At 35.9% G+C, this 15,208-nt stretch carries 11 protein-coding genes; 5 read left to right on the top strand and 6 right to left on the bottom strand.

The features are described from left to right. The 3 genes from GMD1S_RS04865 to GMD1S_RS04855 all read right to left on the bottom strand — a co-directional run. Nucleotides 1-426, bottom strand: a 426-nt coding sequence (locus GMD1S_RS04865; RefSeq protein WP_001227969.1) for a helix-turn-helix domain-containing protein, incomplete at its 3' end; no start/stop codon positions are given. A 35-nt stretch (nt 427-461) separates the two neighbouring features. Further along, the gene (locus tag GMD1S_RS04860; RefSeq protein ID WP_000170129.1) at nt 462-1,745 is read right to left on the bottom strand and encodes an EF-P 5-aminopentanol modification-associated protein YfmH; all 1,284 of its coding nucleotides are present in this window, start codon (nt 1,743-1,745) and stop codon (nt 462-464) included. After that, nucleotides 1,742-2,992 (bottom strand): EF-P 5-aminopentanol modification-associated protein YfmF, encoded by a 1,251-nt coding sequence (locus GMD1S_RS04855; RefSeq protein WP_000424576.1) that lies wholly within the window; start codon nt 2,990-2,992, stop codon nt 1,742-1,744. Before GMD1S_RS04855 ends, GMD1S_RS04860 begins: the two co-directional genes overlap by 4 nt. A gap of 160 nt (nt 2,993-3,152) precedes the next feature. Here GMD1S_RS04855 and yaaA point away from each other — a divergent pair, with 160 nt between their 5' ends. Together yaaA and recF are read left to right on the top strand one after the other, a co-directional pair. Further along, nucleotides 3,153-3,521, top strand: coding sequence for a S4 domain-containing protein YaaA (yaaA, locus tag GMD1S_RS04850; RefSeq protein ID WP_000455874.1), 369 nt, complete (start codon nt 3,153-3,155; stop codon nt 3,519-3,521). A 2-nt stretch (nt 3,522-3,523) separates the two neighbouring features. Then, nucleotides 3,524-4,621 (top strand): DNA replication/repair protein RecF, encoded by a 1,098-nt coding sequence (recF, locus tag GMD1S_RS04845; RefSeq protein ID WP_000266685.1) that lies wholly within the window; start codon nt 3,524-3,526, stop codon nt 4,619-4,621. Between the two features lie 51 nt (nt 4,622-4,672). Here the strand turns inward: recF and guaB are convergent, their stop codons facing one another. Further along, a complete protein-coding gene (gene guaB / locus GMD1S_RS04840; RefSeq protein WP_000073407.1) occupies nt 4,673-6,151 on the bottom strand; it encodes an IMP dehydrogenase in 1,479 nt (492 codons plus the stop codon). Between the two features lie 162 nt (nt 6,152-6,313). Next, nucleotides 6,314-7,339, bottom strand: coding sequence for a tryptophan--tRNA ligase (gene trpS / locus GMD1S_RS04835; RefSeq protein ID WP_000165471.1), 1,026 nt, complete (start codon nt 7,337-7,339; stop codon nt 6,314-6,316). Nucleotides 7,340-7,534: 195 nt separating this feature from the next. Here trpS and GMD1S_RS04830 point away from each other — a divergent pair, with 195 nt between their 5' ends. Further along, entirely contained in the window at nt 7,535-9,157 is a 1,623-nt protein-coding gene (locus tag GMD1S_RS04830) for an ATP-binding cassette domain-containing protein (protein ID WP_000958788.1), read from the top strand. Between the two features lie 61 nt (nt 9,158-9,218). Beyond that, nucleotides 9,219-11,771 (top strand): YfhO family protein, encoded by a 2,553-nt coding sequence (locus GMD1S_RS04825; protein WP_000834500.1) that lies wholly within the window; start codon nt 9,219-9,221, stop codon nt 11,769-11,771. Nucleotides 11,772-11,792: 21 nt separating this feature from the next. Here the strand turns inward: GMD1S_RS04825 and GMD1S_RS04820 are convergent, their stop codons facing one another. Continuing rightward, nucleotides 11,793-14,447, bottom strand: a complete 2,655-nt coding sequence (locus tag GMD1S_RS04820) for a YhgE/Pip domain-containing protein (protein WP_000472067.1) — start codon at nt 14,445-14,447, stop codon at nt 11,793-11,795. 128 nt (nt 14,448-14,575) lie between these two features. Between GMD1S_RS04820 and GMD1S_RS04815 the strand changes: the two genes are divergently transcribed. Continuing rightward, nucleotides 14,576-15,118 carry a TetR/AcrR family transcriptional regulator gene (locus tag GMD1S_RS04815; protein WP_000665080.1) on the top strand — a complete coding sequence of 181 codons (543 nt, stop codon included), beginning with the start codon at nt 14,576-14,578 and terminating at the stop codon, nt 15,116-15,118. Nucleotides 15,119-15,208 lie beyond the last annotated feature (90 nt).

The raw sequence follows: 15,208 nt of genomic DNA, 5'->3' as shown, positions 1-15,208 counted from the left end.
GCTATAATTAGCTGAAGAAGGACTTGGCTGAGTTTGGATGTAGTTCCAAACATAGTAAGTGACAAAAATTAAAATTGACAAAGCAAATAGAACGAAATAAAACAAGGGGAGATAAGACGTTTTTTTCTTATTTGATCGTCTGCGACCAGACAAGTCTTCTTCATCGACATCTACCTCTTCGTAGGTAATCATACTGCCTGAATCGTAGGCATCCAAAACAATTCCTTCATCTAACTCTACTGCCCAGGCATATTTTCTTAAAAAAGAACGAGCGTAGAAGGTACTAGGAAGTAAATCGAAATCATCTGCCTCCATGGCTTCTAGAAAATGCAACTGAATTTCAGTTTTTTCCTGCAATTCTTCTAAACTCAATCCCTGGTTAATTCTGGCTAAACGTAGAACCTCGCCAATTGTTTTTTTTCTCATACGTACCATTCCTTCTTTCTAGTATTAGTCATCTTTTAAGCTGGAAAGATTGTAAAATCAACTAGATCACCATTATCAATCAAACGATGTCCAGCTTCTAGAACATCCTCCAAAGTAATTTCCTGTAAAATTTTCGGAAAATCAAAAATTGTTTCTCCGCGATCCATCGGTTCGTATTGAGTTGCAATAAATTCCAAAGAGTTCATGCTACTGAAAAACTCCCCAAACATCTCACTCTTAACAAGATCTAAATGTTCCTCGGTAATATCCGCATCATTACTAAACTGACGAATCGCTTTACGAAATTGATGCGACAGAGAAACAGGCTCTTTGGTGTCCATTGTCAATATCACAAAATGAAAGCGACTGTTGACTTCAACCTCAAGTGACAATGACGCATCTAACTTCCCAGTCTCATATAACTTTTGAAAACGATCAGAAGTCCACCCAAACATCATCGTAAATAGTAATTTCAATAAAATATTGTAACGATAAGACTCAGCTTCTGTTATTTGCCCATTACCTCTAATCGCAACAGCAAGTTTAGGTGAAGAAACTTCCATCCGAAGACTATCTGTTTGCTTCACAGGCTGCAAAAGGAGTTGCTCTTTTGAAACCGTAAACTGGTTTGAAACTTCCTTTTCCTTTTTCGAAAAGTATTCCTCAACAACTTCCACATCAATATTTCCAACTAAAAACAGTGACATGTTGACAGGTTTGTAAAAGTCTGTAAAGTTCTCTTTTAAATTTGAAACTTGAATCTCAGAAATTGATTTTTCACTTCCAACTATATCTGTTGCTAAAGGAGTATCAGGATAAAGGTTGGCTAATGTTGCAAAAAACAAACGTGAGTCTGGATCATCTTGGTACATTTCTCGTTCTTGCTGGATAATATCCTGTTCCCTCAAAACTGATTCTTCTGTAAAATGAACATCTCCAACTAACTCATCTAGCAAATCTAAATTCTCTAATAGATGGTCAATTGTTGAAAAAAGATAGCTGGTCTTAGTAAAGCTTGTAAAGGCATTACTGTCCGCACCTAATCGAGTAAAAGCAGCCATTATATCCTCAGAGTTTTCTCTTTCAAACAATTTATGTTCAAGAAAATGGGCAATTCCTGCTGGATGATGACGTAAACCTTTTTCCAAGCTTGTATAAGTTGCATCTACAGAACCAAATTGAACCGTTACAAATCCATAAACCTCATTGAAATCTTGCTTAGGGAGTAAAGAAACTGTCAATCCATTTGACAATTGTGTTTTGTAGACTGTTTCCTTTACAGCAGAATAGTATTTTTCTTCAAAAGTAACCTTTGTCATTCTACTCCTTCCATAAAGTAAATCGCTTGTAACTTCAAACTATTGGCAACTTTACAGACAGCTTCTTTATCAACACTCTCTAATTTTGCCACCAATCGATCAATATCAAAGCTTGATTTTCCAAATAGAGAATTCAAATATATTCTTTCAACTAGGGTCTGTTGATTATCTTGAGCCACCAACAAAGATCGTCGAATCATCTCCTTGGTTTGTTCAAGTTCAAAATCTGTAAAGTTACCCTTTTTCAGATCTAGCAATTGATGATTCATCATTTTTCTAGCCTGATTTCGATTTTCTCTATCGATACCCGCATACATCCTTAACAGACCATCAAACAAATCCAATTGACTAGAGACTGTGTAGGCTATTCCAGCATTTTCACGAACGTTTGTAAAAAGTTTCGAATGTGCAAATTCACCCAACAAACCATTCATAACAAGCATGGGCAAATGCTCATCATCACCATATTTTACAGGAGAATGATAGCCTAATTCTAAAATAGATTGCCCAACATTCCTCTGAACCATTCCTTCTCGTAGAACATTCGAATAAGATTGATGGTACTGGATAGTGACGCCGTTCTCTCTAGCTGTAAAGGGTAATGACTTCAGTGATTCTGTAATTTCTACTTCGTTGAAATCACCTAAGAAAAAGAAATCAATACGATCATTTTTCAGAGCATTTTGAAAGCACGTGTAGCTACTTTCCGGAGACTCATTTAAAATGCTATTTCGTAAATCACTGTATCTCAATTGAAGACGCTCATCATGGAAGAACAAGCTATCCAACTCCTTATGAGCAAAATAAAATGAATCATCCATATCAGTAGCTAGACTAGCCAATAACTGTTTTCTTTCAATTTCAAATAGGGCTGGCTCAAAAGCACCATCTTGAACTAAGGGAGCAAATAAAGTCTGTTTCACTAATTCCAAAATTCGAGAAGTCAAGACATTTTTTTTACTTAAAAAATCATCCCTCACATAGGTAAACGTTAGGTCAAGAATATGTGCCTGTCCCCTACGATAAGTACTTGTGGAAATATCTGTTCCATATAAACTTGCCAAGTATCTGCGAAATGCTTGTGATGTTGGGTAAACTTGATTTGCCGTCTCCAACATACTTGCACTTAACATACGTCCTGCTATTGTCTCAAGAGATAAGGGAGCAGTAAAACGAATAGTGATTTTATTTGTTTTAAACTTTTTGGATTGAACAAAATGTGCTGAAATTCCAGGCACTAATTCCATACCTTACCTCCTTACATATAGAGTTCTATTATACCACGAAAATCAAAATTTTTCTTGTTCTCTTTATAGCTTTAAAGAGTAAAACCGTTTTCATTTCAGCAAACTTTCCTTCAGCTATTTCAAGGGAAATATGGTATAATACCAAAGATTGAGGTGAATTATGGAATACAAATTATTTGAAGAATTTATTACGCTCCAAGCACTCCTAAAAGAACTTGGAATTATACAAAGCGGTGGTGCTATCAAATCCTTTTTAATAGATCATCAAGTTTACTTTAATGGCGAGTTAGAAAGTAGACGTGGGAAAAAAATCCGTATTGGAGATACGATTGACATTCCTGATTTAAAGATTGACATCACCTTGACAAAACCAAGTTTAAAAGAGCAAGAAGAGTATCAAGCAGATAAGATTGAGAAAGAGCGAATTGCTAAACTTGTCAAAGAGATGAATAAAGGCGTCAAGAAAGAAAAACAAAAAACTTCTTCATCGCCTAAAACCAAACAACCTCCACGTTTTCCAGGAAGATAACCATGTGGCTCCAACATTTAACAATTAAAACCTTTCGAAACTACAAAGAGGCAAAAATTGATTTCAATCCAAAATTAAATGTCTTTCTAGGTCAAAATGCACAAGGAAAAACCAATATTCTAGAAGCAATCTATTTCTTAGCCTTGACACGTAGTCATCGGACTCGTACAGATAAAAATCTCATTCATTTTGATGAAGAACAACTCCATCTTTCTGGCTTGCTACAGAAAAAAACAGGCTCTATCCCTCTAGAAATTGATTTAACACCAAAAGGGCGTGTGACTAAAGTCAATCACTTAAAACAAGCTCGCCTCTCTGACTACATCGGACATATGAATGTGGTTCTCTTCGCACCTGAAGATCTACAGTTAATTAAAGGAGCTCCCTCCGTTCGTCGAAAGTTTATAGATATAGAACTGGGACAAATTAAACCAATCTACTTGTCAGACTTGTCAAACTATAACCATATACTCAAGCAAAGAAATACTTACCTAAAATCCAGCCAAAAGATTGATGAAACATTTCTGTCAGTATTAGATGATCAGTTAGTAGAGTATGGATGTCGCGTTATAAAGCATCGAATAAAATTCATTAAAGACTTAGAGAAATTTGGTCAAAAAAAACACTTAGAAATTTCAAATAAATTAGAAGAGTTGTCAATATCTTATCAAGCATCTGTCAACTTCACTGATGAAGAACAGCTAACAAGTTCTTTTAAAATGGCTTTGGAGAAAACCAGATCCAGAGACTTATTTAAAAAGAATACTGGTGTCGGCCCTCATCGAGATGACATTACTTTCTATATCAATGGTATGGACGCTAGTTTTGGAAGCCAAGGTCAACATCGTAGTCTTGTACTTTCTATCAAACTAGCAGAGATTGAGCTAATGGAAACTATTACCAATGAGTCTCCGATACTACTGCTTGATGATGTTATGAGCGAACTTGACAATACACGGCAACTAAAATTACTAGAAACCATTTCTCAATCTATCCAAACCTTTATTACAACAACAAGTTTAGACCACTTACAAAACTTGCCAGAAAACCTTAGTATTTTCAACATCCAAAACGGTAGAATATCTGTAAATCAAAATTGACAACTATGTAAACAAAAAGAACTCCTGGATTTCAGGAGTTCTTTTTACTTCTTACATGGAGTAGTTTGGTGCTTCATTAGTAATTTGTACATCATGAGGATGGCTTTCTTTTAGACCAGCCCCAGACATTTCAATAAATTGAGCGTTGTCGTGCAATTCTTTAAGGTTAGCTGCACCACAGTAACCCATACCAGAGCGAATACCACCAAGCATTTGGAAGACAATATCAGCTGCTGCGCCTTTATAGGCAACACGGCCTTCAATTCCTTCTGGAACGAGTTTGTTTGCTTCATTGACAGAACCTTGGAAGTAACGGTCGCTTGAACCTTTCTTCATTGCAGCGATTGATCCCATACCACGGTAAGTCTTAAACTTACGTCCTTGGAAAATTTCAGTTTCACCTGGTGCTTCATCTGTTCCAGCAAACATTGAACCAAGCATAACTGCATTTCCACCTGCAGCAAGGGCTTTTACAATATCTCCAGAATACTTGATTCCACCATCAGCAATAATCGTTTTTCCATATTCGCGCGCAACTACTGCCGCATCATAAATTGCTGTCACTTGTGGGACACCCACACCTGCAATCACACGAGTAGTACAGATAGAACCTGGTCCAATCCCAACTTTGACAACATCCACACCCGCATCATAAAGAGCACGCGCACCTTCTGCAGTTGCAATATTACCAGCAATCAAAGTGCGATCTGGGAAGTGAGCACGAATTTCAGCAATTTTACGTAGAACCCCAGCAGAGTGACCATGTGCAGTATCAATAACAATTGCGTCAGCCCCTGCTTCAAAGAGAGCCTCTGCACGTTCAAATGTATCTGAAGTGACACCCACCGCACCAGCAACTAGAAGACGACCAAATTCATCTTTGGCAGCATTTGGAAACTCAATAACTTTTTCAATATCCTTAATAGTAATCAAGCCAGAAAGACGACCTTCTTCGTCAACCAATGGAAGTTTTTCAATACGGTGTTCTTGAAGAATATGTTCAGCTGTTGCAAGATCTGTACCCACAGGAGCAGTAACAAGATTTTCACTGGTCATATGGTTTGAGATTGGTTGATTGTAATCTGAAATAAATCGAAGATCTCGGTTTGTTAGAATACCAACCAATTTACGATTTTCAAGTGTTTCTACAACTGGAACACCACTGATACGGTAACGTCCCATCAGTTCGTCTGCCTCAGCAATGGTATGTTCTGGAGTCAAGAAGAATGGATCAATAATAACACCATTTTCAGAACGTTTTACCTTGCGAACTTCATCTGCCTGTTGCGCAATAGACATATTTTTATGGATTACTCCAAGACCACCCGCACGAGCAATAGCAATAGCCATTTGACTTTCTGTGACTGTATCCATGGCGGCTGTTATAATTGGGATATTTAAAGTCAGATTATCTGCCAATTTTGTTGTTAAATCTGCATCATTAGGCAACACATGACTTTCTGCTGGAATGAGCAATACATCATCAAAGGTAAAACCTTTTTTTAAAAATTTAGTATCCCAATTAGACATTGAAGTTTCCTCTTTTCTTTCTTTTTGAGCTTGACTCTTTTTGTATTGTATCTATCATACCATTCTATGAAAATTTGTCAATTATATTTATGGTAGAAATCATAAAAAAACTATCCCTGTGAACCTATGGAAGAGATAGTTTTACGATTCATATTTTATCCATTATTTAAAATAATTTAGTCCCATTGCTTTCTTAACTTCAGATAAAGTTTGCCCCGCAACCTCACGCGCTTTCTCACTACCTTTTTGAAGCATATTGTACACTTCTCCCATATCCTTAGCAAATTCAATACGGCGCTCACGAATAGGACCAAGTTCGCGTTCTAATATTTCAAGTAGATAACGTTTCGTTTTTACATCACCAAGACCTCCACGTTGATAATGCTCTTTCATATTCACAATTTCTTGAGCATCTTCTGGACGACCAAACACATCTAGATAATGGAAAACCATATTTCCTTCAATCTTACCTGGATCCTCCACTCGAATATGATTCGGATCAGTATACATACTCATGACTTTTTTACGCAATGTATCCGCATCATCTGCTAGATAAATACCATTATTAAGGGATTTAGACATTTTAGCATTTCCATCTAAACCAGGCAAACGTCCTGCTCTCTCATTTTCTGGATAAATACCTTCTGGTTCCACCAATACCTCACAGTTATATGCGTTATTAAAGGAACGAACAATTTCACGAGTTTGCTCAATCATTGGTTTTTGGTCTGTTCCTACAGGAACATAATTGGCCTTAAAGGCTGTGATATCAGCTGCTTGCGCAATCGGATAAACCAAAAATCCTGTCGGAATACTTTCTCCAAACCCTTTCTGAGCAATCTCTGTTTTCACTGTAGGATTGCGCTCCAAACGTGCTAATGAAACTAGATTCATATAGTACATAGACAGCTCAGCCAACTCTGGAATCTGACTTTGAATAAAGATAGTTGATTTACTTGGATCCAATCCAACTGCTAAGTAATCTAAGGCAACATTCCCAATCGATTCTACAATCGTTTGAGGGTCTTTAGCGTGATCTGTCAATGCTTGTTGGTCCGCCAAAAAAACAAACATCTCATACTTGTCTTCTTCCTGCAGTAATACTCTATTTTTAAGACTCCCAACATAATGTCCAATATGCAGTTTTCCTGTTGGGCGATCTCCTGTTAAAATAATGGGTTTCGTCATTTTTTTCTCCTTCGAAATGGTCTCTTCAATTATAGCATTTTTTTGTTAAAATAACAGAAAATTATTTAAATCAAACAACTAACTCATTGTAAACGAACCTGTAAACTTAGTTGACATAAAATTGACAAATAAAAATTTGAATATTTCTCTCTTTTCTAGTAGAATAAATGTATTACATATTATAGGAGAAAAACATTGCTTACAGTATCTGATGTTTCACTACGTTTTAGTGATCGCAAACTTTTTGATGATGTCAATATCAAATTTACAGAAGGAAATACATACGGATTAATTGGTGCTAATGGTGCTGGGAAGTCTACATTCTTAAAAATCTTAGCTGGTGATATCGAGCCAACAACTGGTCACATCTCTCTTGGTCCAGATGAACGTCTCTCTGTTCTCCGTCAAAATCATTTTGACTATGAAGACGAGCGAGTTATTGATGTCGTCATTATGGGAAATGAAAAACTTTACAACATCATGAAAGAAAAAGATGCCATTTACATGAAGGAAGATTTTTCAGATGAAGATGGTGTGCGTGCTGCCGAACTCGAAGGTGAATTTGCCGAACTTGGAGGTTGGGAGGCAGAGAGTGAGGCGTCTCAACTACTTCAAAATCTTAATATTCCAGAAGAATTGCACTATCAAAACATGAGCGAATTAGCCAATGGTGAAAAAGTGAAGGTTCTCCTTGCTAAAGCACTTTTTGGTAAACCAGATGTTCTTCTCTTGGACGAGCCAACCAACGGTTTAGATATCCAGTCTATTACTTGGTTAGAAGACTTCTTGATTGACTTTGATAACACCGTTATCGTTGTATCCCATGACCGTCACTTCTTAAACAAAGTATGTACTCATATGGCCGACCTTGACTTTGGAAAAATCAAACTCTATGTCGGAAACTACGACTTCTGGAAGGAATCTTCTGAGCTTGCTGCTAAATTGCTAGCAGACCGTAATGCCAAGGCAGAAGAAAAAATTAAGCAATTGCAAGAATTCGTTGCTCGCTTCTCTGCCAACGCTTCTAAGTCAAGACAAGCAACGTCTCGTAAAAAAATGCTTGACAAGATTGAATTAGAAGAGATTGTGCCATCTAGTCGTAAATATCCATTTATCAACTTTAAAGCAGAACGTGAGATTGGTAATGATCTCTTGACAGTAGAAAATCTAACTGTAAAGATTGATGGCGAAACTATCCTAGACAATATTAGTTTCATCTTGCGTCCAGGTGATAAGACAGCTCTTATTGGACAAAATGACATCCAAACGACTGCATTAATTCGTGCAATCATGGATGACATCGACTATGAAGGAACTGTCAAGTGGGGAGTTACTACTAGCCGTTCTTACTTGCCAAAAGACAACTCGGCTGATTTTGCAGGAGGAGAGTCAATCCTTGACTGGTTGCGTCAATTTGCAAGTAAAGAAGAAGATGACAATACCTTCCTACGTGGTTTCCTTGGTCGTATGCTCTTTTCTGGAGATGAGGTTAACAAACCTGTAAACGTCTTGTCAGGGGGAGAAAAAGTACGTGTCATGCTTTCAAAACTCATGCTCTTGAAATCAAATGTCCTTGTACTTGATGATCCAACAAATCACTTGGACTTGGAATCTATCTCAAGCTTGAACGATGGATTGAAAAACTTTAAAGAATCAATCATCTTTGCCAGTCATGACCACGAGTTTATCCAAACTTTGGCAAACCATATCATTGTTTTGTCTAAAAATGGCGTCATTGATCGTATCGATGAAACCTATGATGAATTCCTAGAAAATGCAGAAGTACAAGCAAAAGTTAAAGAACTTTGGAAAGACTAAATAAGACTTCAAAACTCAGTTGGGGTAACCAACTGAGTTTTCTATCATTCTACGAGGTAACATGAAATCATTTTTTAAAACATATTGGACCTATTTTGTTTCTTTCATCATTCCTTTAGTAATTATGACTGGAGTATACCTAACTCAAGGTATCTACTGGAATAGCGATTCATCTCCACTATTAGGAGATGGTTTCCATCAATACGTTATTTTTGATGTGGCTTTACGAAATATTTTACATGGAAATGGTAGTTTGTTTTACACCTTTACAAGTGGCCTCGGACTGAATTTCTATGCTCTATCTAGTTATTACTTGGGTAGTTTTCTCTCACCTCTGGTTTACTTTTTTAATCTGTCGAATATGCCAGATGCTGTTTATCTGACCACTCTCTTAAAATTTGGATTGATTGGTCTGTCAACCTTCTTTAGTTTGACTAGATTATTTAAAGATATCCCAAAATTTTTAAAACTTGCCTTATCTACTTCCTATGCTCTAATGAGCTTTACCGTTAGTCAGTTAGAGATAAAAACCTGGCTAGATGTTTTTATCTTAATTCCTTTAATTATAACTGGTTTATACCTACTTATAACACAAAAGAAGCGCCTACTATACTTTACAAGTTTGTCAATCTTATTTATTCAAAATTATTATTTTGGGTATATGACAGTATTGTTTCTTATTTTCTGGTATCTCTGCCAAATTTCTTGGGACTTTAAAACTCGAAAATCATCTTTTCTTGATTTTGTTGTTACCTCCTTTTTAGCTGGAATGGCTAGTTTGATTATGACTCTTCCTACACTGTTTGATTTACAAACTCATGGAGAGAAGTTGACTGCTATCACAAAATTAAAGACAGATAGTAGCTGGTATTTGGATATTTTTGCAAAACAATTCATTGGATCTTTTGATACAACTAAGTATGGATCTATACCAATGATTTTTGTTGGATTGCTTCCCTTTATTTTAACCATTCTATTTTTCACAATAAAATCCATAAAGTTTCACGTGAAACTTACCTATGCAATTTTCTTTACTTTTTTAATAACAAGCTTTTACATAGAAGCACTTGATTTATTTTGGCAGGGGATGCATACCCCAAATATGTTTTTGCATCGCTATGCTTGGATTTTTTCCACTCTGTTAATTTATACTGCAGCAGAAGTATTAAATCGTCTGAAAGAACTGAAGCTATGGAATCTATTTGTCTCACTTTTTCTTGTACTAACAGGATTTTTGGCTACTGTCTATTTTAAATCACACTATTCTTTTTTAACTGATTTGAATATCCTGCTCACTCTTGAATTTCTACTAGTTTATGCTCTTTTACTTCTTGCAGTCATTAGAAAATTTATCTCTATAAATCTATTTGCAATTCTTTTGTCTTTATTTATAACAGTTGAGATAAGCTTAAATGCTTCATCTCAAATGGAAGGAATAGCTAAAGAATGGGCCTTTGCTTCTCGTAGCGCCTATAATAGAGATATCACCGCTATGGAATCCATTCTAAACCAAATTGACAATCCATTTACACGTACTGAAAAACTGCAAATTCAGACTGGAAATGACAGTATGAAATTTAACTACAATGGAATCTCTCAATTTTCGTCTGTACGAAATCGCTCAGCTAGCACTAGTTTGGATAAACTGGGATTCAAATCCTCTGGAACCAACCTCAATCTCCGTTATGTAAATAACAGTCTTTTAGCAGACAGTTTATTTGGAATCCAGTACAATATTTCTGAAACTTCACTTGATAAGTATGGCTTTCAAGAGATTTATCAAAAGGATCATTTAACCTTATATAAAAATCAACTCTCTTTACCCATTGCCTTTGCCACTCAATCTATTTACACAGATGTAAACTTTAACAATCACACTCTAGATAATCAGGCTTTATTTATAAACCAGCTTGCTAATCTCAACTTAGATTACTTCTCCCAAATAGCATCTGGTAAAACAGATACTTCAGATGGTTTAACCAGCATCACAGGTTCTGCGAATGAAGATGCAAAGATTGATTATCAAATTGAGGTTCCTCAAAATAGTCAAGTCTATCTCTCTTTTTCAAATCTTCATTTTACAAACGATAAGCAAAAGAAAGTTGACATCATTGTCAATGGAGAAAAAAAGACTTTTACAACTGACAATGCATTTAATTTCTTTAATTTAGGTTATACTGAAGAACAAAAAACTTTCAATATCAGTGTTAGTTTCCCTGGAAATTCTCAGGTGTCATTTGAAGCTCCAACCTTCTATCGTTTAGATACTCAGGCCCTAACTGAAGCAATCCAAAAAATTAAAGAACAACCTGTAGAAGTATCCACCTCTAAAAATAAAGTCTTTGCTACATATGAAGTCAAACAAGATACCTCTATTTTCTTCACTATTCCTTATGACAAAGGTTGGTCTGCATACCAGGATGGGAAAAAACTTGAAATCAAGCAGGCTCAAACTGGTTTTATGAAAGTTGATGTTCCAAAGGGAAAAGGCACCATTACACTTTCCTTTATCCCCAATGGTTTTGTTATTGGAGCAGCCTGCTCACTAACTGCCCTTCTTCTTTTTGGGATCTATAATCACAGACGAAATTTATCTAAGACAGAAAAAGATTGACCAAGGAATTGGTCAATCTTTTTAATCTTCTTCCATTTTCTTAGGTTGATAAGCTAGCATACCTAAAGCAGCAAAGAAAACTAGTGTTATAATAAGGAAAATCACTTGGTGATGAATATTTCCTGTCATAGAGATTGTTTGTCGTAAACCTGATACAGAGTAACTCATTGGTAACCAAGGATTGACACCCTTAAAGAAATCATTTGTTAAAGCAAGGGGATAGGTCCCTGCACTTGATGCTAACTGTAATAAAAGTAAAATAAGAGAGAAGAAAGCTCCAATACGGCTATTCCAAGTTGTTAAAGCTGTCACCATAGACATGAAAGCTAAACTTGTGATTATAATTAGAATCAAGGTCCTCATCTCATGGTTCGCAGTCAATCCAATAAGATGGACACCTCCATAAACTAAAACACCTGCTAAGACAGCTATAATCCCATTTATTTCAGAGCGAGACTTCAACCAAGCCCAACGACTCTCTGGATGACGTCCAGAAGGCAACTTAGCAAAAATCATATTGGTAGATATAGCAGCAACAAAAAGAGCAACTGATATCATATAAGGAGCCATAGCAATCCCATTTACAGGGACTTGGTCATTGTCTGTTTTTGAGAGAACTAGAGGTTCAGATAATGTTTCTGCATTTTTAGATTCTGTCGAAGCTGATTTAAGTTGAGTATTTGCATTACCTAATCCTTGTCCTAATGAATCAACTCCTGTCTGTAAATCTTCAAGACTAGAGGTTAAGGTTGTTCCACCATCTGCTAGTTTTCCAGCACCATCTGCAATCTTCATAGCGCCACTTCCTAGTTGAGATGCTGCAGAAAGTAACTGTGTTGATTTATCTGTTAATTGACCAGAGCCAAATTGTAATGTAGTAAGACCTGCTATCAGCTCTGGGCTCTTATTGTTCAATTGAGCAGAACCAGATGACAAACTTTCTATACCTGATACTAATTCTGGAGCTTTTCCAGCTAACGCATCTACTCCAGCTGTCAAGGTTGATGTATTTTCTGTCAACTTACTTAATCCAGAAACTAATTTATCTAGACTAGTTGTTAAACTTGTATTCTTTTCACTTAGTTGATTAGCACCAATAGAAATAGTATCCAGTCCTTTAGTATAGTTTACAACACCTTTTTCAATTGACTGACTTCCAGGAACTAACTGATTATTTACAGAAGTTTGTAATGTTGTAAATCCATTTGACAATGTTGTCAAGGAGCTAGATGCTGCAGGTAAGAGTTGATTTGCTTTCGTCTGCACATCAGATAGATTAGATACTTGTTGTTCTGAATTCTCTATACTTTCTTTTAATCCTCCTACTGTCATTAAAATTGTTTTTGCCGACTCAATAGTAGAATTAGAATTTTTAGAAATAGCTTCTGTCAGTTCTTTCTTTTGTTCCTCTGTAAGAGATTGATAAGTAGCTGTTGATTGAAGGTTTGCAAGAGTTTTCTCTTGTTCTGTCTGACTTTTGGTCACAATATCCTGAGCAAGAGTTGTTAGATTTGGCAAAGCTTCTGACAATGTACTTTTCAGTTGAGTATTATCTGATATTGTAAGAGCTTGTAGTGTTTTATTTAGTTCTCCTAAGCTTGTTGCCAATTGCGCTATTTCTTCATTTTGTTGAGATGAGGACTCTAATTGGCTTGAAATTTCTTTAATACCAGTATTTAATTGCTCCATTCCATCTCTTAGTGTATCTGATTGATTGGATAATTGACTTGTTCCGTTAGAAAGTTCTTTCACACTATTTGTATAAGCATTTACACCAACTGAAAATTGATTGAGACCTGTATCCAGTTGTGAAACGCCACCTGTATAAGACTTTATACCTGTATTTAGCTGATTTACACCTGTCACCAACTCAGGAGTTTTTGAAGCTAATTGACCAAGTCCAGTGTCAACTTGTGAGACAGCATTTGTATAACTTTGTAAACCACTATTAAAAGTTCCTAAACCAATATGTAATTGCTCTATAGCAGACACATAGCTAGATAAGCCTTTTGTAAATTGATCCGCTCCATTTGAAAAAGTTACACTTGAGTTAGCTAGAGTATTAAGATTTGTTGTCAATGTTTGACTTCCCGTCACCAACTGATCGGCTCCATTAGCTAATTGTTCACTTCCTTCAGCTGCCTTATTTATTCCAGACTTCAAATCATTCATTTTTTGAAATAAAGCCTTAGTGTACGTTTCAGTAACATTAGTAGAGACGGTTTGTTTTAATTGTGTCATTGCAGAATCACTCATCTTACTTGCAATAAAGCTATGCCCACTTGACGTCTGATAATCAATCTGCATCTGTTCAGGATGATTCGTTAGGATAGAAGTAGCTTTTTCAGATAGATCACTTGGTAAAGTCACTACCATGTAGTAGTCACCATCTTCTAGTCCTTTTTCCCCTTCCTCTTCATTAACAAAGTGAAAATCTAAAGCCTTATTTTCTTTTAAATTAGACACCATGTCTTCACCAATTCTCATTGTCTGTCCATTATAAGAAGCTTCCTTATCTTTATTGACAACTGCCACAGGTAACTCCGATACTTGACCATATGGATCCCACATGGACGATAAAAATATAATGTTGTATAAAGCTGGAATGAGAGAAATCCCTATCATTACAATGATAAAGGTCGGTTTTTTAAATATTGCTTTCCATTCTTTAAACATGTTTCCTCCTTTTTTACACATATTGTCTAAAATTTTGATATAATAGATTATACATCAAAAAATCTAAATTACAAGGTAAAAAATATTTTTTTAGACACATAGTCTATTTTTGTTTACAAGGAGGAATTATGAAAGAAAGTAACAAACGTTTAAAAACAAAACGAATTATCGAAAATGCCATGGTTCAATTATTGATGGACCAGCCCTTTGATCAAATTTCTACTGTCAAGTTAGCAGAAAAAGCCGGAATTAGTCGTTCCAGCTTTTACACTCACTACAAGGATAAGTATGATATGATTGAACTCTACCAAAGTAAGCTATTTCATACCTTTGAGTATATTTTCCAAAAACATGCTCATCACAAAAGAGATGCTATTTTAGAAGTATTTGAATATTTAGAGTCTGAGCCACTCTTGGCTGCACTCTTATCTGAAAATGGGACAAAAGAAATCCAAAATTTCTTGAGAAATAAGCTTCACATTATGCTTAGCACCGACCTTCAGAAACGCTTTATGAAATTACAACTCACTCCAATAGAATTAGAATACAGCAGTATTTATCTAACAAATGCCCTATTTGGTGTTTGCCAGACTTGGATTGCTCACGGAAAAAAAGAAAGTCCGCAAGAAATGACAGACTTCCTTATGAAAATGTTAGGTGATGTCAACTAAAAAAGAACACCATTGGTGTTCTTTTTTTTATCTGACTCCGCCAGTAGGACTCGAACCTACGACATCATGATTAACAGTCATGCGCTACTA

This window comes from Streptococcus sp. GMD1S, from assembly GCF_000296875.1.
Classification (GTDB): domain Bacteria; phylum Bacillota; class Bacilli; order Lactobacillales; family Streptococcaceae; genus Streptococcus.
Note: the sequence above shows the minus strand (reverse complement) of the source record. Positions and strands in the feature narration are given on the sequence as shown.

Excerpts from the sequence above, each read along its gene's own strand:
- GMD1S_RS04860 (WP_000170129.1), bottom strand. The coding sequence starts at position 1,745 with ATGACAAAGGTTACTTTTGAAGAAAAATACTATTCTGCTGTAAAGGAA.
- GMD1S_RS04855 (WP_000424576.1), bottom strand. The coding sequence starts at position 2,992 with ATGGAATTAGTGCCTGGAATTTCAGCACATTTTGTTCAATCCAAAAAG.
- yaaA (WP_000455874.1), top strand. The coding sequence starts at position 3,153 with ATGGAATACAAATTATTTGAAGAATTTATTACGCTCCAAGCACTCCTA.
- recF (WP_000266685.1), top strand. The coding sequence starts at position 3,524 with ATGTGGCTCCAACATTTAACAATTAAAACCTTTCGAAACTACAAAGAG.
- guaB (WP_000073407.1), bottom strand. The coding sequence starts at position 6,151 with ATGTCTAATTGGGATACTAAATTTTTAAAAAAAGGTTTTACCTTTGAT.
- trpS (WP_000165471.1), bottom strand. The coding sequence starts at position 7,339 with ATGACGAAACCCATTATTTTAACAGGAGATCGCCCAACAGGAAAACTG.
- GMD1S_RS04825 (WP_000834500.1), top strand. The coding sequence starts at position 9,219 with ATGAAATCATTTTTTAAAACATATTGGACCTATTTTGTTTCTTTCATC.
- GMD1S_RS04820 (WP_000472067.1), bottom strand. The coding sequence starts at position 14,447 with ATGTTTAAAGAATGGAAAGCAATATTTAAAAAACCGACCTTTATCATT.
- GMD1S_RS04815 (WP_000665080.1), top strand. The coding sequence starts at position 14,576 with ATGAAAGAAAGTAACAAACGTTTAAAAACAAAACGAATTATCGAAAAT.